This is a genomic window from Salinimicrobium sp. TH3 (assembly GCF_026676115.1).
GTDB lineage: Bacteria > Bacteroidota > Bacteroidia > Flavobacteriales > Flavobacteriaceae > Salinimicrobium.
In genome coordinates this window covers 523,392-543,357 of the sequence record NZ_JAPONB010000001.1, presented here as the reverse complement: position 1 = coordinate 543,357, position 19,966 = coordinate 523,392, and the positions used below count along the sequence as shown (strand labels likewise).

Below are 19,966 nucleotides of genomic sequence, written 5' to 3'. Positions count from 1 at the left end.
CAGCAGTTTATTTAAACACTTCTTTGCATATATAAAAAATAGTTTAAATTTGTTTCAACTAATTAAACATACTCACATGAAAAAATTATTTTTAGGATTACTTGTAGCTGCATTTACTCTTTCTACTTACTCTTGTAGAGAGACTACTGAAGAAAATGTAGAAACTGAAATGGAAGAAGTAGAAACTGATCTTGAAGAAACAGGAGAAGACATCGAATCTGGTCTTGAAGAAGCAGGAAATGAAATAGAAGAGGCTGGTGAGGAAACTGAGCAGGAAATTGAAGAAGAAATGAACGAAACTGACGACATGCAGTAGTTCCTTCTTTTTTAAAGAATTTAAAGCCATAAGTTTACTCTTATGGCTTTTTACTTTAAAAAATAGCAGTTATGAAAAAAATTTTTTTGAGTTTATTGATTACAGGAGTGACCTTGACAACCTACTCTTGTAGGGAAAGTACCCAGGAAAAAACAGAAGATGCTGTAGAGGCAATAGGTGAGGACATTGAAGACGGTACACGACGTGCTGCCAGAGAAGTAGAAAAGGGTGCAGAGAAAGTAGAACAGGAGATCGAGGAAGAGATCCATGAGACCGATGACCAGGTGGAGCAGGAAAAGATAGAATAGTATATTTCTCTAAAAGTTTCACAAAAATATTTTAAAGCCGTTCCTAATCAGGGGCGGCTTTCTGGTTTTTGAAGCGGCATTTCTATATCTTTAGATAGAACTAATTGGAAAATGAGAAACCTTTTTCTGGTGTTTAGTAGCTTAATTTTAATTTTTTCCTGTGTGAGTTCCAAAAATGTCATTTTTCATCCCGGTTTTGAAATAGTTGGCCACAGAGGAAATGTTTCTTTGTACCCGGAGAATACCCTTGAAGGCTTTATAAGTGCGGTGTCGCTTGGGGTAGATGCAATAGAAATGGACCTTGTGATCTCTGCCGATAAAGAAGTCGTTGTTTCTCACGAACCGTATATGGCCGCTGCCACGGTTATTACTCCAGAAGGAAAAAGGATTAGCCGTTCAAAACAAAAAGACTATAACCTGTACAGGATGACCTATGATAGCATCAGGCAATTTCCAACAGGCACTCTCAAAAACAAAAAATTTCGCAATCAACAGCAAAGTTCTAATGCTCACAAGCCTCTTCTCAGTGAAATATTTGAGGCAGTGGAAAATTTTAGAAAAAAAGAGGGGCTCGAACCTATTACCTATTACTTGGAGGCAAAATCAAGACCTCCCGATTATGGCATCTTTCAACCGCATCCCGAAGAATTTGCAGAATTAATTATGGAAATTGTAAGCAAGCATCAAATGGAGGAAGTTGTGATTATCAAATCTTTTGATGCAAACTTCCTCAACCTCCTGAAGCAAAAGTATCCTGATATAAAAACTTCCTATCTTATCTACCAGACTCCCTGGAGAGAAGGACTAAACCGCCTTGACTTCACTCCCGATGCCATTGGCCCCTACTACAAGCAATTGAGAACAAAAGAACAGGTAAAGGAAATACAGGCCAGAGGAATAAAAGTTGTCCCCTGGACCATTAACAGCAAAAATAAAATTAAAAAAATGATCAATTTAGGTGTTGACGGTATTATAACCGATTATCCCGAGTACATAGTCAACCTAAGAAAGAAAGCCGGTAATTAACTTTTCGCTTTGGATTCCAGGATAACACCTATTTTATTAACCAGATCATCCATTTCAAAAGGTTTGGCAATAAAATCATTGGCCCCGGCCTCCCTGCATTTGGTACCGGCATCATGAAGGGCAGACATCATTAGAACCGGAATATTTTCCATTTGAGGATTGTTTCTAAGACGGGCGCAGACGTCTGTACCATTAACGCCAGAGATGAGCATGTCGAGAAGCACCAAATCAACCTTTTCGGCAATGATAAGTTTTTCGGTTTCTTCGGGTTTTGCGGTTACAGTGACATCATATTCGTAGAACTCGAGAAGGGTTTTTAGCATTTCCCCAATTCCCGAATCGTCATCAACTACCAGAATTTTATTTTTATTCATTTTCTTTTTTGTTTTCCAGAAGCACAAAACTAAAGTCTGAACCTTCCCCTTTTTTACTTTTTACTTCTATATAGCCATTATGGCGCTCAATGATCTCATTAGCAAGATACAATCCTATTCCAAATCCAGAATAAGTATCATCACTCTCCACTCCTATCCTGTAAAATCTTTTAAAAATATTCTTATGGTATTTTTCATCAATCCCAATTCCCTTGTCTCTAACGCTAACACCTACCTTTTTGTCGTCCACCTTTAGAATGTGGATTTCGATGTACTGACTCTCGGGTGAATATTTAATAGCATTAGTAATAAAATTGATTAGCACCTGTCCAATTCTGTCTTTGTCTGCACAAACTTTCGCATTATAGGTATGAAAGATATCCATTTGATGCTGAGTGTTCGTAAGCTTTATATCCTGAACGGTTTCTTCTACAAGTTCGTTAAGATCAAAGACTTCCTTTTTCAAATCCAGCTTATCCTCCTCCAGCCTCGAAAGATCCAGAATCTCGGCAATGAGCCTGGTGAGACGTACTACCTGATTGTCAATTCGCTCGAGTGAAGGTCTAATTGGAAAACCTCCGGGTATTTCTACCTTATTTTTTTCGAAAAAATTCAGTAGAAGCTGAACATAACCTTTAATGGAAGTCACAGGTGTTTTTAATTCGTGGCTTACCATTTTAAGAAAATCTTCCTTCCTTTTTTCTTCTTCTTTAAGCTTTTGAATTTGGGTATTAGTCCCAATCCACATTGCTACTTCCCCATCCTCTCCTCTTACCGCTTCGGCCCTGCTTAGATGCCACAAAAATTCACCGTTTCTATCCTGAAGTCTCAATTCCATTTCAAAATCGCTTCCGGTCTCAAGGGAATACTGCCACTTCTCATTGAATTCTTTCTCCTCCTGCGGGTGAATAAAGCTCTCCCAATTGCGTTTCTTGAGCTCAGAAAAACTCATACCAGTATAGTCCAGCCAATTTTTGTTGAAGTAGATTGCTTCCCCGCCGGCATCTGTATTAATAACCTTTCCAGGCATAAGATCTGCCATGAGTCGAAAATGACGTTCCCTTTCTTTTAAAAGGTTTTTTGATTCGACCATTTCGGTAACGTCCACGGCCATATTTAGAATTCCAATGATCTCACCTTCTTCATTGCGAAGCGGCTTGTAAGTAAAATTATAGTAACCCGTTACTATCTGGCCATCCTTCATTAAAGCTGCCCCGTCCTCTTTCCCCCAGTAGATTTCCCCTGTCGTGAATACTTTAAGCAGGAGGTCATGAAAAGGCTGCCCCTCAAGCTCTGGTAAAGCCTGGCGCAAAGTGGTTCCAATTACAGACCTGTCTTTCCCCCATACGTCCAGCATAGCATCATTAGCCAGCTCAATCTTCATTTCCTTACCCATGTAGACAGCCATGGCCACAGTAGCCTGTTCTACTATGGAACGAATGCGGTGCTCATTTTCTCTAATCACCTGCTCCTTAAGGTGGTCATCATGAACATCTGTGACTGTGCCTATTAAACCTTCAAATTCTCCCTTTGAATTCCATTTAGGGCGACCCCGGTCGATCACCCACCTGTAATATCCATTTTTATTATAGAGACGAAATTTCCTGTAGTATTCCTTTTCCTCTTTATGAGCCAATTTGAAATGTGTCGCTACCATATCCCTGTCTTCGGGATGTACCGCGCTCAACCAACCAAAACCTGAGGATTCATTTCTGCTCTGTCCTGTATATAAATACCAATTCTTGTTAAGATAATAGCCTTCTCCCTGCGCATTCGAAATCCAAATAATTACCGGCACCGTATCAATAAGATTTCTCAATTCTTTCTCACTGTTCTCCAGGCTTTGCCTGTTTACAACCTTTTCGGTGACATCTACGGCATGAACAAAAATTCCCTCAACTTTTCCTGAAGCATCCTTTATAGGCTGATACACAAAATCAAGAACTAAACTTTTCCCTCCTCTTTTATTCTTTAAATCAAGTTTTATTTCTTTTCCTATGAAAGCTTCTCCCGTATCATAGACCTTATCCAGCATTTTAATAAAGCCCTGATTTTCAACCTCGGGCAGTATTTCTTTGACAGGTTTACCTATTATTTCACGGTATTCTACAAGGGCAAGATACTTATCGTTCGCAAGTTCAAATTTGTGATCGGGACCTCGCAGAGTGCATATTAGGGCAGGAACTTCAGATAGGACCTCACTAAGTAATTTACGGTAGTCAATTTTGTCCCCCTCAGGTAAATTCACATCCTGAAAGCAAAGCAGGAAACCGGGTGAACCCGAACCATTGGCGGGAATATAATTAGCATTGATCCTGAAACGGTGCTTTTTAAGTCCTGCAGATGATAAAATTACCGGAAAATCTTTTACAGCTGCTTTTGACTTTATGAGAGTATGTATAAGGTCATTTAAACGTGAAGATTCTTCCCTGTCTTCCAGCAGGGGAACCAGGTATTCTCCCGTAAAATTATCGGGGGGAGTTTCAAAGATCCTGGAAATGGCATCGTTTGCAGCAAGAATCTTCCCTTCCTCGCTTATAACCACAACCGGTTCGCGCAAAGAAATTATTAAACTTTCGGCAAATTTTATCTGTTCAGGATCTTCCATAAAGGGTGCCTGGCTGCTCTTCATTAAAGTAGTACTTCTTTTAGGAAAAAAGCTAAATTAACCTTTTCCAATTGCTATTCTATAAAAGATATCTCAAAATTCCCGGAAAAAACAATTTTGGCAAAAGGTTAACACCTCGACCTGAAAGAGCCTTCCAGGATTCTTTTTATCTCTCCTTATAACGAGTGGGTAAAACCAAAAGAAATTATCCTTTAAAAAATCTACAAAATATATCGTAATATTGCGATATATTTACTCTTCCTCGACCGGGTTCCAATATCCAGTGAGGGATGGTTTGCAACATTAAAATTCAGAATGAAATGGGAGTAACAAAAAATGATCTTTTTACTAAATCTCAGAACGAAATGGCTCTTGCAGCAAAAGCCTTTGCGCACCCTGCCCGCATTGCCATACTGGAATTCCTGCTGAAATCTAACAGCTGTATCAATGGAGATTTAGTTAATGAATTGGGACTGGCCCAGGCTACTATTAGTCAACATCTTCGGGAACTAAAAGATATTGGCATCATACAGGGGACCATTGAAGGTACAAAGGTGAATTATTGTATCAACCCATCCCGTTGGGCAGAAATAAAGGAAAAATTCAATAATATCTTTAATGAATATAATAGCCCTTCTTCAAACGATTGCTGTTAACCTGAAATAGATCCAAAATGAAAATTGCCTTATTTAGCGATATACATGCAAATCTTCCGGCTCTCGAAGCATTTTTCATAGATGTGGAAAAGCGTGATATAGACTTCATCTATTGCCTGGGAGATCTTGTGGGATATAATATCTGGCCAAATGAAGTCATTGAAGAACTGAGGAAAAGAAATATTTCTGTAATCGCCGGGAACTATGATTATGGCATTGGGAGAAACAGCGATGACTGTGGCTGCGCCTATAGCACCGATGAAGAAAAAGCCAATGGAGCAGTCTCCATTTCCCTTACCAATGAACTTATTTCAGAAAAGAACAGGGCTTACCTTCGGAGCCTTCCGGCGCATATGAGCGTGGAATTTAAAATGAACAGGGGAAACTTAAACTTGTTGATGGTTCATGGCAGTCCGCGCAAGATCAATGAATATCTCTTTGAAGACCGGGAAGAAAAAAGTCTTTTGAGAATATTGGAAAAGGCCGGGGCAGATATTATGTGCTTTGGCCATACACACAAACCTTATCACAGGATCCTGAATTCCGGGGAAGAAGAAAATCCGCATTACAGGCATGCGATTAATCTTGGCTCGGTTGGAAAACCTAAAGACAAGGATAACCGCGGCGGTTATGTAATTCTGGAAATAGATGAGAATAGTTCCATTAAAAAGGCAGAAAGCATAAAAGCAGACTTTATAAGGTTTAGTTACGATGTTGAAAAAGCTGCAAAAGCGGTAGAGGATAGTCGGTTACCCAATGCTTACGCAGAAAATCTTAGAAGAGGATATTAAGAACATTCGGAGGAACGAACCGCCACCAAAATTTAAGTAAATGTCTGAGAAAAAAAAGATCGCTTTTTTTGAAAAGTATCTAAGTCTATGGGTAACCCTTTGTATAGCCGGAGGTATATTCATTGGCTACGTGGCAGGAGATGCTATGGAGGTCATGAGCACCTGGGAGATCTACCAGGTAAATATTCCAATTGCCATTCTAATCTGGTTGATGATCTATCCAATGATGTTACAGATAGATTTTAGCAGTATTAAAAAGATAGGAAAAAGGCCAAAGGGTATTGTACTAACGTTGGTAATGAACTGGCTGGTTAAACCATTCACAATGGCATTTTTTGCCTGGATCTTCTTTACCAGGATTTTTGCCGCCTTTATTGATCCCGCGCTCGCCGGAGAGTATATCGCCGGAGCTATTATTCTTGGAGCTGCGCCATGTACGGCAATGGTCTTTGTTTGGTCCTATCTTACCGACGGCGATCCCAATTACACCCTCATGCAGGTTTCGGTAAATGATCTTATTATTCTGTTTGCCTATGTGCCAATTGTAGGACTCCTGCTTGGAATAACCAATGTTGTTGTTCCTTATGAAACCCTTATTTTGAGCATACTTATCTACGTGGTTGTACCATTACTGGCAGGTATCCTTACAAGTAGTATGCTTATCAAAAAACACGGGGCAGATTGGTTCCAGACTGACTTTCTACCCAAGTTCAAGCCACTGAGTGTCATCGCACTTTTACTGACCCTGGTTCTGCTTTTTGCATTTCAGGGGGGGAATATCCTCAATAATCCACTTATTATCGTTTTGATCGCGGTGCCATTGATCATTCAGACCTACTTTATCTTTTTTGCCACCTGGTTCGCGGGTCGAAAACTCAACCTCAGCCATCCGGTATGCGCCCCGGCTGCTATGATTGGCGCGAGTAACTTTTTCGAGTTATCTGTTGCCGTAGCCATAGGGCTCTTTGGGCTGGAAAGTCCGGCAGCATTGGTTTGTGTGGTAGGCGTTCTGGTGGAAGTCCCTGTAATGCTCTCCCTGGTGAACTACGCTAACAAAAAGAGGTATTAAAATTTAGACCAGAGATAATTTCAAAGAAAAAAATGCTTCGGGGAAATGAACACCTTCTAATTGAATGATCAATTATCATTCGCCTGTTCATCTACCTCCAAATCTCTTATTTCTGCGGAATCAGAATTAATTTTCAGTTTCAGGGTTTCCCTTAAGAACTCTACGATTTCCCTTGTAACCACATGAGTATTTTCAGACTTTATTTCACTCCCTAAAAAGTGATTTTTCGGCTCCTCCAGTCTCACCAGCTTCTTTAGAGAATCGGGGGTAGCAAGTAATGCGTGGATTTCGGGATAAACCTCTACCTCAACATGATCATCCTCTTCAAGAAAATTCTCGTAATAATAAAGGGTAAGGACGGGAGAAGTCACCTTCCGGAAAGTGTCTTCAGAAATAAGCGTCCCCAGTAAAACCTGCAGGTCCACCAGGGCCTGGGAAGGATAGATAGTATCGAAGTATTGCGCGGCAATTTCTTTTTCATGCTCAACTTTCATGTGGTCTCCAAAAGATATAAGATGTGCCACTTCATAGCCCCAAGGTGAGTTCAATAAAAAAGCTCCATCTGTCTCATCCTCTATATACGGCGACAAGTTAATAAGCGCATGCACTTTTTCCGGATAAGTAGCAGCTAACTTAAAGGCGAGCGTACCACCCGTGGAGGTGCTCATGATGATCACCTTTTTACCAATTTTTTCACCTACTACCAGGGCTTCCTTAGCGGATTCCCAGGCAGCTCCCGGAGAAAATTCCTCCAGAGCTTCCCCGGCAACCATGCCGTGTCCTGCCCAACGGGCAAGGTAGAGGTTGGCTCCTAAAGTGTCGGCTATCTTAACATTAACCGGATATCCATCCCGGTAACTCCCGCCAAAACCATGCAAATAGATAACACTGTATTCTGTGACCTGCGGCTCGTTTTGCTGCCAAAGTATCCGCGCCTGATTATCCTCCCTGAGAGGAAGCTGTTTTTCCCTTTTTTGGATATAGGTTCCCAGCTGTTCCAGATCATTGGGAAGATCTGGCAGTTCTTTCCCGTAGTCGGGATTAGGCGGTTTAGGGCCTAAAAAATAGGTGATTATGAGGATGAGGAGAACAACAGCAGGAATCCAGTATCTTTTCTTCATTGGGAATAGGGACATCTTGATAAAGGTAAGGATTCTTTATAAAAACCGGTAAAAGGGCTTGAAAAGGAGAATACAGTTGTGAACCAACTGAGGCGGGGTTCAAACGAGGGAATTACTTCAAAATCTTTCTAAAACGCAAGAGTTTGATATCGAATTTTGAGAATAATAGCATTTACAAATGATAAACTTACTCTTTATAAAAAGAGATCAATTGAAATTGGAAGATTTAATGAAAAATCCTGGGGAGAAGCGGCCAAATATTATGGCTTGAAAACAAAAAACCCCTCTAAACCAATAAGATAAAGAGGGGTTCTGTACTCGGAGCGGGAAAATATTGAATACAAGAATGTTTTTAGCCTTTGCTTTCCGGCTTAGGATCAGATCTTCGTTTTCCTAAAACTCTAAAATATCCCCGGCTTGGCAGTCCAAACCTTTCATGTTGAATTCTGGATTCTGAATCCTTTAATGGGAGCTCCAAGGAACTTTAGTCCTGACGGAAACAAAAGGCGCAACGCTCTGTTAACTTCACTCCCTATCATTTCTGACATTTCGCATATCAATTTTGCTTTTTCCGGTTCGAATTAAAAAGTACATTATCAAACCGGCCACACCTGCAACCAAGGCAGCAAACATTACTAAGAACATCTTGTATTCAAGCAGCATCCCGGTGACGGTCAACATTATTAGGAACAACCCAAGATAGGTCCAGAATGGGCTTTTAATAATTTCCGAATTCACCGGTCCCGGAAGATTATTTTCTTCAGGATTTACAAAAATGTACTTCAGGGAATCCATATCCCACAGCACAAGATACAATACAGCGAGTAGCATTAATCCTGTTACAACAGGAGTTCCCTTAAAGTTGTAGGAAACGGTGATCATAAAAATGTTCAGAATTATTCCAAAAAACATTAAAGCACCCGCTTTGGAAAAACGCTGAGTTACAAGGAGAACCCCAGCAATTATCTGGGTCCAGCCAATAAACTGCCAGTAAAGGACCGACTGCGAAATGACCCGGAAAAACTGCTGTATCGCGTGGAGCTGATCTAATTGAATGTCCCCATTCCATGGAATTCCGGAGAATTTACCCATACCAATGGCTGCAATGATGAAGGAACATCCAATTAAATAACGGAGATAAATTGTAAATACCTGCAAAATTGATCTTGACTTCAAATTGCGGTAAAGAGAATCAATACGGTTCATATAACATGTGTTTTTTAATGTAGACTTCTAAGAATCAGTCATGTTACATCGCTATATATGAATCCCTGAAATATTAGTAACGATCCGGTGTGGTTTTGAGGTGGGAAATTTGGAATGGCCTTTAATCAAAAATATTATTGAAACTCCGTTTTCTCTTGCAATGCCTGATAGAACCATGAAAAGGAATAACTATATGTAATTAAGTAATCTTCCAAAATGCCAGCTTAAAATTTTCTTACCTCCCTTTTTTCATTCCTATAGAAAAACCTCTTATCTACCTGTTAGAGTGTAGGTAAACACAAAAAAATATACCCTGAACAAGGCAGCTTAAATACATGTATGAGGGGATTTCATAAATTCCGGTTAACCCACAACTTTGTATATCAGATCACAACTTAAACTGAAAACACATGAAACCGATTTATCTTTTTTTTAGCTGCATTATTTTAGGCGGCACTCTCGCCTTTAAACCCAAAGATGTTTTCAATGACCTAAACATCACCCATCAAGAGGTAAAAACCCAGATCCTGAATGGAATTAAACAGGAAACCTACAGATTTCCTGTCAACAAACTGGCAAAAACGCTTTCTCCCGAAGCAAGGGCGGCTGCCGTAACAGCCCTGGCAGTATTTGCAAGGGAGTATGTCAATTCCAAAGATTTCCTCTACGATTACATGGGAACCGGCGAAGCCACTTATGAGGATATTTCAGGAGCTGAGGAGAATCTGGCTGCCCAGTTTGCTTCTGCGGAAGCTTCATCCTTTCAAATGCAAATCGACTTTTCGAGGCAGGGCATTGAATATATGAAAAAGGCTCTCGACAATCCTTATTTGGGAGCAGCCGAAAAAGCTGAAATGAAAAAACAAATAGCTGAAGCTGAAAAGGAGCTGAACGTATTTGAACAGGAACATAAAGAACAACAGCTGGAAATTGAAAAAGAAGCAAAAGAAAACAACAGGAAAAGTTATGCGCAGGCACAACAGGACCTGGAAGATCAAAAAGCACAGCAGGAATTGTTGAAGGGATTACAGAAAGAAGAGGAGGAAAAAACTGCAAAAGAAATCAGGAAACAACTGAAAATTCGACTTGAAAAGTTCCTGGCCGACACAGAAGGCATGGACTTTAACGCAAAACTAATTCCCGGAAGAAACGGAGTGTCCAAATTTGCCGATCCGCAGCTGGAAGCAAAAGACAAGCAGTGGAAACTATATTTCCGCGCAGGGGAAGCCCCTGTTATGGCAGCCCGATCCTTTGCCAAAGACTGGTTGAAAGAGCTGGAATAGATCAAAATTAAAGCTAATTTTTAGATCCCTGTTATTACTCTAAATATTTAAAAAGACCGGTAATTAAATTCTGGCATTATGGAAAAACTATCTTTTTTCACTCATTTGATTATGATACTGTCTTCAGTATTTGTTGTCTATATGCTTTTCAAAGCGGCCGGAAAGCCAAAAAATTTTCTAATACTAGTCCTGGTGTGGGCGGGTATTATCAGTTTTTTCGGCTTTACCGGTTTCTATAGGGAGGTAAACGTTGCTATACCCCGATTTTTGTTCCTGGTAGGTCCCGGAGTGGCATTTTGCCTTCTAACGCTTTTAACAAAAAGAGGAAGAAGATTGATAGATTCTGTAGAGCTCACAGACCTTACCCTTTTACAGACTGTGCGATTTCCTGTAGAAATAGTTCTTTTTCAACTTTATGCCGCGGGCATGGTGCCGCAGATCATGACCTTTAATGGTTATAATTTTGATGTAATCACAGGACTAACTGCTCCTGTGATATTTTATTTAGTCTTCAAGGCGGGACTATTAGGAAATAGAGGGCTGCTTGCATGGAATTTCCTGGGACTGGGCTTAGTTTTAACCATTATGTTCATAGCAGTTGCGTCTTCACCAACTCCTTTTCAGCTATATGGATTTGAACAACCTAATATTGGAGTTACTTATTTCCCTTTCGTCCTGTTGCCCGGGATAATAGTCCCTGCTGCTCTTTTTGCCCATTTGGTCAGCATAAGAAGACTTGTTATTAATGTGCTTAAACATTCGGCCAATTTTCAGCCTAAATACACTCCCGAAATCTAAAAAACAGGTAAAATCTCAGATACGGTTTCGACGGGAATAACCGTGGGTGATTTTTATAAGTCACATTCAAAATAATTTATTATGAAAAATTTGATTCCTTTCAGGCTTTTAATTTTTGGAGTATTGCTGATTGTATTAACCATTGCCACACAGTTTCTTCCAACAGATTCACCTCTGTCCATGTTTGGCGTTATGTGGGTGCCGGGGATCGCAGCCTTAATTGCTACATTTTCCACAAAGAGAAAATTCTCAGAGTTCGGCTGGAAACTTAATCTAAAATGGATGGGTTATGGTTGGTTGCTGCCCATTTTATATGGAGGAATTGCTTACAGCATCATTTGGATATCAGGATTAGGGGCTATGCCCAAGGATACTTTCTTAGAAAGGGCTCGTTTAACTTTGGGGATGGATAATCCTAATGACATAGTTATCATTATTTCAGCATTCTTTTTTATCAGTATTTTAAACTTGCTCCCCAATATGATTTTAGTTCTGGGAGAAGAACTGGGCTGGCGGGGTTTTCTCGTACCAGAAATGATCAAAATAACGACATTTAGAAATACAGCATTAATAAGCGGCAGTATTTGGTTTTTCTGGCACTTACCGGGGATCATATCCGGAAATTATGGAAATGCAGCTACTCCACTTTGGTTTCAACTAGCTTGTTTTTTCATCCTTGTTCTGGCGGGGGCGATTATTTTAACATGGTTAAGGCTCAAATCAAACAGTCTTTGGCCAGCAGTCATATTTCATGCTGTACATAATGGGGTCATACAAAGTTTCTATACCAATCTTACGGCAGATACGGGAAATACGGATTATTTCATTGGAGAATTCGGAATTATGGTGCCGCTGGTATCTGCAGTCATCGCTTTGTATGTTTATATAAAAAATGAATATACCCAAACGATCTTACCAAAAGATGAACTTCACAAAGACAGCGAAAGAGTTTCTGTACTGTAAGAACTTTCAGTAGTTCCGGTTCTTCCGCTTATTTATCTAAAAACATCTATTAATTAAAATTCAAATTATATGAAATTAAAGGCTTTTATAGCAATATTAATGCTATCACAACTGGCACAGGCGCAGCTTACAGCGGAAGAAAAACAGAGCACTTTGAAATCTATGTTCGATATACTTTCAAAAAAATATGTTAAAGAGGAAGCAACTGAAGAGATTGAACAGCGATTGACTAAACATTATCTAAATGGTCGTTACGATAGTCTCATTTCTGAAGAAGATTTCGCTTTTAGTGTTACTGAAGATCTGAGGGAAATAACACAGGATCTTCACCTGGGTTTGACTTATTATCCTGTTGAAAATTCTGAAAATGTTGTTGAAAGTGACGAGAAAGAGAAGGAAGAATATTTAAAGATGGTTTTAGGCTCATCCGGCTTTGGCTTTAGAAAAAAAGAAATCCTTCCCGGTAATATTGGTTACCTGGAAATTCCTCTTTTCGGACCATTGGACCGAGTAGCGGACACACTCGTAGATGCCATGCACAAGGTAGCCGACACAGATGCTTTAATATTAGATCTTCGGGAATGCAGAGGAAGTATGGATCAAAACACAGTCCCTTTCCTTTTAGGTTATTTCTTCCAGGATCCGGTGCATCTAATGGATTTTCATATTCGAGAAACAAACTTCATAAGACAATTTTGGAGTGTCGCCTGGGTTCCCGGTAAAAAGTATCTGAACAAGCCGGTTTACGTACTTACCAGCGGCCGCACTTTTTCGGGAGGGGAAGCTCTGGCCTTCCTGATGCAAAAGCGGCAACGGGCAACAATCATAGGCAATATTACCCGCGGAGGATCCCACCCATTCCAACTGATGAGGCTTAACAATAAATTTGGTGTTAACGTTCCCTATTCAACCTCCGTAGATCCCGTTGATGGTAGTTCCTGGGAAGGAGTGGGAGTAAATCCGGATATATTCGTAGACACTAAATTGGCTTTACACGAAGCTCACCTGCTTGCCCTCCATGATCTTCTGGAAAAAAATTCAGGAGTTGAACGTAAGAGATTGGCAGATATTATCGAAAAACAGCAGGCCGATAAACCCATTTTTAAACATTTAACTTTTAAACTAAAGGCTTTTCCTGAGGCCAAAAAAGTAATAGTTACCGGCAGTTTTAATTCTTGGGAGCGGGAGAGTCTTTTTATGGAACGTAAGGGTGATGAATGGATTTTATCAACAGAAGTTTCTCCCGGCAGACATACCTATAATTTTATTGTAGATGGCAAATGGATACTGGACCCTGCAAATCCTGAAATTGAGAAAGGAGAGTTTGAGAATTCGGTTGTATTGGTGAAATAAAAGATATGTACTATTAATCTTTCTTTGGTACAGAAAAACAGAAAAACCATGTGCATTCTCCCCCTCTGTTATTTGGTCTACCCTGAAGATAAAAGAATGGTTTTGCATATTTTATGTTTCCGAATTCTCTGTAATTCCCACTGCTCACCGATTTGAAATACCCTATAGACGGTAGACAAAACCCCTCTTAAACGGTATTTCATATACTTTATTTCGGTCACACCTTTGTATCATAAGAATTACTCTTTTCTAAGAACTAAAGATAGAACACATGGAAACGATAGACAGGTTATTTGGAAATTACGGTAGTGAGCGCCTGGCAGGAGTATTCAAAAGCTACTGGACCCTGTTGCTGCTTATAAAACAGGTGATGTTTTCTTTATTCCTGATCGGATTACCCATTCAGGATCAACTGCCTGTCGAAAACACAGAAATTATTAAAGAAGTCACAGTTAAGGACCGGGAAGAAAATCTGGACAATCCCAATTTTTTCCGGCTCGTAGTAAGCCTGGCCCAGGTCAGTCCCAATGAACAGTTCGAAAAAACCTCTGTAAATTAAAACCTCTACTCAATTGCCTACTTTAAACCCACATCATCTCCAGGAAGTGATTCTTGCTGAAAACGCAAATTACATGTTATCATCTAATGCTGCGGGCACAATTCTTTATCAGGAACACTTTAAACCACACCTGCTAAAGCGACCCGAACTTAAAGAGATATTATATGCAATGTCCAACGGAAATTTTAAAGCTTACCTCATAAAGATCAACAATGGAAATATTTTACCTCCCGAAGACATGTCCTGGGTCGAACGATTTAATCTCATGCGACTCTATAAAGCCGGAATATCAAAAGTGGCTTATGTTTCGCCACAAAACATTTTTAACAGCCTGGAAATGGAAAAGGAACTAGCCCCTGGAAAGATCTTCCACATCAGGATTTTCCGAAAAACTCCAGATGCAGTAAAATGGCTGGAAAGTTATCTGCAGGAAGGGAATAATTCTAAATATTCAAAAGGTCTTTAGCTTAAGACCAGGGGCCTGTTACACTGGTAACTTCTGACTTACAGACACACAGTGACCAATGAGACAAATTCGATTTATTTCATAAAATTTAGATAAGTATAATTTCATTTATGAATTTAAATTAAATTTATTCTCCCCTATTACAGAAACGTCGAAAGATTAACAGCTAAGGTATGCCTGGTCTTCCAACCATCTCCAAACCAGCCAACAGGCTTTTAGGTCGAAACAGAGAATTTAAAAAAATCTCTGAAATTCTTTGGGACTCACAAAAAACTTCTCTACTCATCGTGGAGGGGCCGGCGGGGATTGGCAAGACCAGCCTCATCAAACATGTGCTGGAAGAAAATCTGCAAAAAAACTTCTTTAAGCTCTATGGTAAATTTCAGAATAACCGGGGAGACACCCCTTATTCGGCATTTCGTCAGGCATTTACCTTATGGAGTCAACAGATCCTCCTGTTAAGCGATAAAGAATTTGATGAACTTCGGGAAAATGCTACCTCTGCCCTGCAAACTCATATTAGGGTAATCACCTCTGTGTTTCCCGATCTGGAAGTGTTTTTTAACAGGAAACATCTGGTTCAGTATCCCAACAAGGTGGATTCACATCAAATTAAAGCAAGGTTCTACTACTTCCTGAAGAAGTTCTTTAAAAGTATTACCGCACTCGGATACGAAGTTGTTCTTTTTCTTGACGACCTGCAGTGGGCAGATAGAGCTTCCCTGGACCTACTTGAAGAATTGACAGGGAAGCAGATTGGAGGATTAAGACTTGTAGCTGCCTACCGTCCGCACGAGGATCCTTCTTCTGCCCTTTCCCAACCATTGGGAAATATATTTACTGGTAGCAAGGTGAAACTAATACGACTCGAACCTTTTCCCCGTTCTGTTGTTCCCCGTATGATCCCACCGGAATGGAACTTTTCTAAAGAGAATCTGGCTTCTTTCTCGAACTACCTTTGGATGGAAACAGAAGGAAACCCTTTTGGAATACAAGAGATCATCAAGGCGGTCGAAAGCCGGGACCTATTGAGCTTAGGGCCCGGAAATCCTCTTTTTTGGGAGCGTTTGCCCAGGCTTGGAGGAGAAAAGGATTCTGTAGTTCTTATTAGAGAGCAAATAAGAGCTTTACCATTTCACCAGCAGAAACTCATTGCAGCTGCTTCCTGCTTAGGTTTCTATTTTACTCCGGAAGCGCTCCAAAATATTTATGACCCGTTTGACAAAGAATCCCGGAAATCTTTGGGTCTACTTAGCACCCGGGGTCTTCTCATAAAGAAGGGGACAACTTACGTATTTGCTCATGACCACGTCTTCTCTGCTGCCAATTCCTTACTTTCCAATTCAGAAAAATGCGACCTGCACTTGAAAGCTGCAGTCTATATGCTCAAAGTCTGTGGAGATTACCAGAATGCAGATTTATTTAATGCCGTGAATCATCTTAACCGGACCAAAGAACTGGCTGGTTCAGGAAAGATCTATTCCAAGGAAATTGTACTTCTTAACATACAGGCTGCCCGCCTTGCGATCAACAACTCGGCTTTTGAAACTGCATTAGGCTATATTCAAAATGCCGATAAATTTTTCAGGGAAAGTGAAAAACCAATCAGGATCAAGGATCCGGCCCTACAAAGGATCTTTGAAGCAAAGAAACTTGAAATTGAAAGTATCGGTTATCTCATCTTTTATGGATATGCTGAAACCAATTTCCTCCTGCAAAGATTTGAGATTGCCCTGTCTTATGCTCAAAAAGTTCTTGACCTCAATGGCACCCGACATCAAAGGGTGAAAGCTATGTTGATCAAAATCAGGATCTGTTCTGCATTGATGTATCAAAAAAACACTTCTCACCTCCTCGAACACGGGCTTAGCAGTTTTGCGCAGATACTGGGAGAATTCGGCATTCATTTTCCATTCACGGTTGAAAAAATGGAGAAAGAAAACATGGAGAATTGTAGCCTGCTTCAGGAAAAAGCTGCTGCTTACACCGAAAAAACAGATTTTACCCGGCTACTCAATCCTGATAAGGAATATCAGGACCTGCTAAAGCTCATAACCACTTCCCTCACCTTTCTTTACTACCTCGATGTGAGGAAACATCTTTATCTAACGATTAGAAGTCTCCTGCTCATAGTGGAAAAAGGACATACCCCTGTAAGCCCGGTACTCTTTTCTGCCAGTTTTGTCATCTCTTCCCTGAGCCGGGAGAACCGGGATCTTGCTTATTTCCTGGGAAGACTTTCTCTTAAGATGATCGAAAACGATCCTTTTAAAAGATATTCCCATATCATTTACTATGTAGGTACTCTTAATTTTTTCGCCTGGAATAATCACTACAGGATATGCAGTAAAAAACTTAAAGAATCTGTTGTAAAAGCCTATGAAGCCGGAGACCCTCATTATGCTGCCTTTTGCTCTACCAACATTCGCCTGCTGGACTGTTATAGAGGCAGGAACCTTCTGAAACATATGGAGGCTACAAAGAGGTTTGAAAAGAATTATCACATTTTTTTCATCAGCAGCAGCGATGACGATCTTACTAATTATCTCGTCGGAACTAAACAGGGTTTGGAGAAGGGAAAATTCCGATTCTCAAAAGATCTTTTAAGACAGTCGGAACAAAATCTGAATAGCCGGTATCACTTGAATCTTGCTTTACAAAAGCTCAATTATATTGCCGGTTATAATGAGGCAGCATTAAAAGCAGGAAAGATTTGTGAGAGTCTGGGACATATCTACAAGGGATTCCAGATCGAGCTGGAACATTTTTTCTTTTATTCCTTAAGCAGGTTACAGGCAGCATATTCAAATCCCGAATCTTTTCCGGAAGTTCTCTCCAGTGTTCAGCCGAAACTTGAGGAATTCCAGCGGCTCACTGCCTTTGGTTCGGGTAACTATCTTCACAAGGTTTATTTGCTGCAGGCGGAAATTGCAAAGTGCAGAGGGGATTTTGAAGAAGCCACCCTGCTGTATGACCGTGCCATTGAGCAGGCCCAAAAGATGAAATTCACTCATCATGCCGCTATTGCTGCAGAACTAGCTTTTAAGTATTATCACTACAAAAACAGAACCGGACTGGCAAAACATTATTTAGAAATATGTCTAAAGAACTACAAACGCTGGGGTGCCATGGCGAAAGTAGATCAACTCCAAACGAAGTATGGATATCTTACTCCAAAGAAGAAGCGATCACAGGAGAAGATTGAGCTTGGCGGTCACTATGAAACCATTAAGAAGATACTCCGCCGTAATGTTCCTTCAGGGAATATAATTTTAGAAGAGCTGGGACAATATCTTTTAAACCTGTTGATTAAAGACCTAAAAGCAAAGAAAGGGGGGATTTTTATACTTAAAGACAATAACTGGCAGGTTCTGGCGTCAAAATCCCTGGGCGTTCGGGTTGAGGAAGCTTTAAAGGATCTTAGGGAGAAGCTTCCCGTAAGTGTTTTAAACTACATCATTAAAAAAGGCGAAAAATTGCTTCTTCAGGAGTTACTGCGGGAATCTCTTTTCGCCGAAGATGAATATCTCAGAGAACAGCAACCCGGGAATATTACCATAATCCCTGTAAAACAAAGTGCAGAAACCATAGCAATATTTTATCTGGAAGACTGCAGGATTGATTCGGAAGCTGAAAAAGACCTCTTTCCTGTCAAGTTAGAACTCGCCTGCACCACTTTTACAAATGCCGTCTATTATGAAAACACTAACCTCCTGAACAAACAGCTTAAACTGCAGGAAAGGAATCGAATAGAAGCGGTGATTGAGTCCCAGGAAAAAGAAAGGCAACGTATTGCAGAGGAATTGCACGATAGTTTAGGTCAAATCCTCGCACTCACCAGGATTAATCTTTCCCGGATTCAGCCAACAGATACGGCTTCCGAAAATGAAGAGCTCCTAAAAAATATTTCAGATCTTATTGATGAGAGCTGTGAAGAAGTGAGAAGTATTTCACATAATCTCATGCCTCCCGACCTAAATAACCGCGGTATTGCCGATATTCTACAAAAACTCATTGCTAAAAACAGGGTAGTCAATGGAATTGAATATAAATTTTATGCAGAGAGACTGGAAAGTGAACCTTCCGCAGCATGTAAGTTTACACTGTATCGTGTACTGCAGGAGATAATTCAAAACATTATTAAACACGCTTCAGCGACCAAAGTCAACGTTAGTCTCACTGAGACAGGGGACTTGCTGCATCTCCTGGTAGAGGATAATGGTAAAGGCTTTGACACAAGTGTAACAGGATTCGGCCTTGGATTAAAGAATATTTATTCCCGCATCAAACTTCTTAACGGATATCTGGATATTGATTCTTCAATTAATAGTGGGACAGTTTTCAACATAACTATTCCCCTAAAAATTTAGGTATGGAAAAAATAAAAATAATACTGGCAGACGATCACCAAATGTTCCTGGATGGATTATCTTCTTTATTGTCACAACTAAAAGAAGTGCAGGTATTGGCAGCGGTGAAAAGCGGAAACGAAGTTCTGGAGAAATTAAAAGAACTCTCTCCAGATCTTGTCATTGTAGATCTTAATATGCCTGTGCTCAATGGCATCGAAACTACAAAAGCCATAAAGTCGAAATATCCGCAAATCAGGATCCTGGGGTTAACCATGGAAAATGACCTGGATTCTGTGACCGCTATGCTTGAAGCCGGTGCCTCGGGATATATTTTAAAGAACACCGGGAAAGCAGAACTGGAAATGGCAATTATGCAGGTTATGAAAGGAGATCCTTACCTGAGCCAATCTATAAGCACCCAACTGGCACAAAACCTTCTTCAGAATTTTCAGCAAAGAAAAGAGCAGGAGAATGAACTGGACGTTCTTACTGAAAGAGAGCTTGAAATTCTCAAATTGATCGCTTATGAAAACTCAAATACCGACATAGCAGATGTTCTTTTTATAAGTCCCAAAACAGTGGAAACACATCGTAAAAATCTTATGCGTAAAATTGGGGTGAAAAATTCTCTTGGTGTCTATAAATTTGCTTTAAAGCATAAACTTGTGGAAGAATAAACTGAATTCGGGGGTTTTCTGCATTTCCTGAAACTCTTTT

Annotated in this window: 18 protein-coding genes; 14 read left to right on the top strand and 4 right to left on the bottom strand. The window is 40.2% G+C overall.

The window, feature by feature from the left end; genetic code table 11:
- Positions 1 to 76 precede the first annotated feature (76 nt).
- The 3 genes from OU683_RS02310 (at position 77) to OU683_RS02300 (ending at position 1,650) form a co-directional block, all read left to right on the top strand.
- Positions 77 to 316, top strand: coding sequence for a hypothetical protein (locus OU683_RS02310; RefSeq protein WP_228914328.1), 240 nt, complete (start codon positions 77 to 79; stop codon positions 314 to 316).
- 71 nt (positions 317 to 387) lie between these two features.
- The gene (locus OU683_RS02305; protein ID WP_268134743.1) at positions 388 to 624 is read left to right on the top strand and encodes a hypothetical protein; all 237 of its coding nucleotides are present in this window, start codon (positions 388 to 390) and stop codon (positions 622 to 624) included.
- Between the two features lie 111 nt (positions 625 to 735).
- Positions 736 to 1,650, top strand: a complete 915-nt coding sequence (locus OU683_RS02300; protein WP_268134741.1) for a glycerophosphodiester phosphodiesterase family protein — start codon at positions 736 to 738, stop codon at positions 1,648 to 1,650.
- On the opposite strand, the gene OU683_RS02295 is transcribed toward OU683_RS02300, so the two are convergent.
- Both OU683_RS02295 and OU683_RS02290 read right to left on the bottom strand, forming a co-directional pair.
- Positions 1,647 to 2,024: a response regulator gene (locus OU683_RS02295; RefSeq protein WP_268134739.1), complete on the bottom strand. Its 378-nt coding sequence runs from the start codon at positions 2,022 to 2,024 to the stop codon at positions 1,647 to 1,649. The genes OU683_RS02300 and OU683_RS02295 overlap by 4 nt on opposite strands.
- The gene (locus OU683_RS02290) at positions 2,017 to 4,656 is read right to left on the bottom strand and encodes a PAS domain S-box protein (RefSeq protein WP_268134737.1); all 2,640 of its coding nucleotides are present in this window, start codon (positions 4,654 to 4,656) and stop codon (positions 2,017 to 2,019) included. Before OU683_RS02290 ends, OU683_RS02295 begins: the two co-directional genes overlap by 8 nt.
- 296 nt (positions 4,657 to 4,952) lie before the next feature.
- Here OU683_RS02290 and OU683_RS02285 point away from each other — a divergent pair, with 296 nt between their 5' ends.
- Genes OU683_RS02285 through arsB form a run of 3 tightly spaced genes read left to right on the top strand, consistent with a single transcriptional unit; the run spans position 4,953 to position 7,148 of the window.
- On the top strand, positions 4,953 to 5,288 hold the full coding sequence (locus OU683_RS02285; RefSeq protein ID WP_268134735.1) for an ArsR/SmtB family transcription factor: 336 nt from the start codon (positions 4,953 to 4,955) through the stop codon (positions 5,286 to 5,288).
- 17 nt (positions 5,289 to 5,305) lie between these two features.
- Positions 5,306 to 6,079 (top strand): metallophosphoesterase family protein, encoded by a 774-nt coding sequence (locus tag OU683_RS02280; protein ID WP_268134733.1) that lies wholly within the window; start codon positions 5,306 to 5,308, stop codon positions 6,077 to 6,079.
- A 40-nt stretch (positions 6,080 to 6,119) separates the two neighbouring features.
- Positions 6,120 to 7,148 carry an ACR3 family arsenite efflux transporter gene (gene arsB, locus OU683_RS02275; RefSeq protein ID WP_268134731.1) on the top strand — a complete coding sequence of 343 codons (1,029 nt, stop codon included), beginning with the start codon at positions 6,120 to 6,122 and terminating at the stop codon, positions 7,146 to 7,148.
- A 68-nt stretch (positions 7,149 to 7,216) separates the two neighbouring features.
- Here the strand turns inward: arsB and OU683_RS02270 are convergent, their stop codons facing one another.
- Together OU683_RS02270 and OU683_RS02265 are read right to left on the bottom strand one after the other, a co-directional pair.
- The gene (locus OU683_RS02270; protein WP_268134729.1) at positions 7,217 to 8,269 is read right to left on the bottom strand and encodes an alpha/beta hydrolase; all 1,053 of its coding nucleotides are present in this window, start codon (positions 8,267 to 8,269) and stop codon (positions 7,217 to 7,219) included.
- Positions 8,270 to 8,794: 525 nt separating this feature from the next.
- Positions 8,795 to 9,475, bottom strand: coding sequence for a hypothetical protein (locus tag OU683_RS02265; RefSeq protein ID WP_268134727.1), 681 nt, complete (start codon positions 9,473 to 9,475; stop codon positions 8,795 to 8,797).
- 410 nt (positions 9,476 to 9,885) lie between these two features.
- Between OU683_RS02265 and OU683_RS02260 the strand changes: the two genes are divergently transcribed.
- The 8 genes from OU683_RS02260 to OU683_RS02225 all read left to right on the top strand — a co-directional run bounded on the left by OU683_RS02260 (position 9,886) and on the right by OU683_RS02225 (position 19,926).
- Entirely contained in the window at positions 9,886 to 10,758 is an 873-nt protein-coding gene (locus OU683_RS02260) for a hypothetical protein (RefSeq protein ID WP_268134725.1), read from the top strand.
- A 78-nt stretch (positions 10,759 to 10,836) separates the two neighbouring features.
- Positions 10,837 to 11,556 carry a DUF8737 domain-containing protein gene (locus tag OU683_RS02255; RefSeq protein WP_268134723.1) on the top strand — a complete coding sequence of 240 codons (720 nt, stop codon included), beginning with the start codon at positions 10,837 to 10,839 and terminating at the stop codon, positions 11,554 to 11,556.
- Positions 11,557 to 11,637: 81 nt separating this feature from the next.
- Entirely contained in the window at positions 11,638 to 12,519 is an 882-nt protein-coding gene (locus OU683_RS02250; RefSeq protein ID WP_268134721.1) for a CPBP family intramembrane glutamic endopeptidase, read from the top strand.
- A 69-nt stretch (positions 12,520 to 12,588) separates the two neighbouring features.
- The gene (locus tag OU683_RS02245; protein ID WP_268134719.1) at positions 12,589 to 13,872 is read left to right on the top strand and encodes a S41 family peptidase; all 1,284 of its coding nucleotides are present in this window, start codon (positions 12,589 to 12,591) and stop codon (positions 13,870 to 13,872) included.
- A 271-nt stretch (positions 13,873 to 14,143) separates the two neighbouring features.
- Positions 14,144 to 14,431 (top strand): hypothetical protein, encoded by a 288-nt coding sequence (locus OU683_RS02240; RefSeq protein WP_268134717.1) that lies wholly within the window; start codon positions 14,144 to 14,146, stop codon positions 14,429 to 14,431.
- Between the two features lie 13 nt (positions 14,432 to 14,444).
- On the top strand, positions 14,445 to 14,897 hold the full coding sequence (locus OU683_RS02235; protein WP_268134715.1) for a hypothetical protein: 453 nt from the start codon (positions 14,445 to 14,447) through the stop codon (positions 14,895 to 14,897).
- A 173-nt stretch (positions 14,898 to 15,070) separates the two neighbouring features.
- Positions 15,071 to 19,267, top strand: coding sequence for an AAA family ATPase (locus OU683_RS02230; protein ID WP_268134713.1), 4,197 nt, complete (start codon positions 15,071 to 15,073; stop codon positions 19,265 to 19,267).
- A 2-nt stretch (positions 19,268 to 19,269) separates the two neighbouring features.
- A complete protein-coding gene (locus tag OU683_RS02225) occupies positions 19,270 to 19,926 on the top strand; it encodes a response regulator (RefSeq protein ID WP_268134711.1) in 657 nt (218 codons plus the stop codon).
- Positions 19,927 to 19,966: the final 40 nt, after the last annotated feature.

Excerpts from the sequence above, each read along its gene's own strand:
- OU683_RS02310 (WP_228914328.1), top strand. The coding sequence starts at position 77 with ATGAAAAAATTATTTTTAGGATTACTTGTAGCTGCATTTACTCTTTCT.
- OU683_RS02305 (WP_268134743.1), top strand. The coding sequence starts at position 388 with ATGAAAAAAATTTTTTTGAGTTTATTGATTACAGGAGTGACCTTGACA.
- OU683_RS02300 (WP_268134741.1), top strand. The coding sequence starts at position 736 with ATGAGAAACCTTTTTCTGGTGTTTAGTAGCTTAATTTTAATTTTTTCC.
- OU683_RS02295 (WP_268134739.1), bottom strand. The coding sequence starts at position 2,024 with ATGAATAAAAATAAAATTCTGGTAGTTGATGACGATTCGGGAATTGGG.
- OU683_RS02290 (WP_268134737.1), bottom strand. The coding sequence starts at position 4,656 with ATGAAGAGCAGCCAGGCACCCTTTATGGAAGATCCTGAACAGATAAAA.
- OU683_RS02285 (WP_268134735.1), top strand. The coding sequence starts at position 4,953 with ATGGGAGTAACAAAAAATGATCTTTTTACTAAATCTCAGAACGAAATG.
- OU683_RS02280 (WP_268134733.1), top strand. The coding sequence starts at position 5,306 with ATGAAAATTGCCTTATTTAGCGATATACATGCAAATCTTCCGGCTCTC.
- arsB (WP_268134731.1), top strand. The coding sequence starts at position 6,120 with ATGTCTGAGAAAAAAAAGATCGCTTTTTTTGAAAAGTATCTAAGTCTA.
- OU683_RS02270 (WP_268134729.1), bottom strand. The coding sequence starts at position 8,269 with ATGAAGAAAAGATACTGGATTCCTGCTGTTGTTCTCCTCATCCTCATA.
- OU683_RS02265 (WP_268134727.1), bottom strand. The coding sequence starts at position 9,475 with ATGAACCGTATTGATTCTCTTTACCGCAATTTGAAGTCAAGATCAATT.
- OU683_RS02260 (WP_268134725.1), top strand. The coding sequence starts at position 9,886 with ATGAAACCGATTTATCTTTTTTTTAGCTGCATTATTTTAGGCGGCACT.
- OU683_RS02255 (WP_268134723.1), top strand. The coding sequence starts at position 10,837 with ATGGAAAAACTATCTTTTTTCACTCATTTGATTATGATACTGTCTTCA.
- OU683_RS02250 (WP_268134721.1), top strand. The coding sequence starts at position 11,638 with ATGAAAAATTTGATTCCTTTCAGGCTTTTAATTTTTGGAGTATTGCTG.
- OU683_RS02245 (WP_268134719.1), top strand. The coding sequence starts at position 12,589 with ATGAAATTAAAGGCTTTTATAGCAATATTAATGCTATCACAACTGGCA.
- OU683_RS02240 (WP_268134717.1), top strand. The coding sequence starts at position 14,144 with ATGGAAACGATAGACAGGTTATTTGGAAATTACGGTAGTGAGCGCCTG.
- OU683_RS02230 (WP_268134713.1), top strand. The coding sequence starts at position 15,071 with ATGCCTGGTCTTCCAACCATCTCCAAACCAGCCAACAGGCTTTTAGGT.
- OU683_RS02225 (WP_268134711.1), top strand. The coding sequence starts at position 19,270 with ATGGAAAAAATAAAAATAATACTGGCAGACGATCACCAAATGTTCCTG.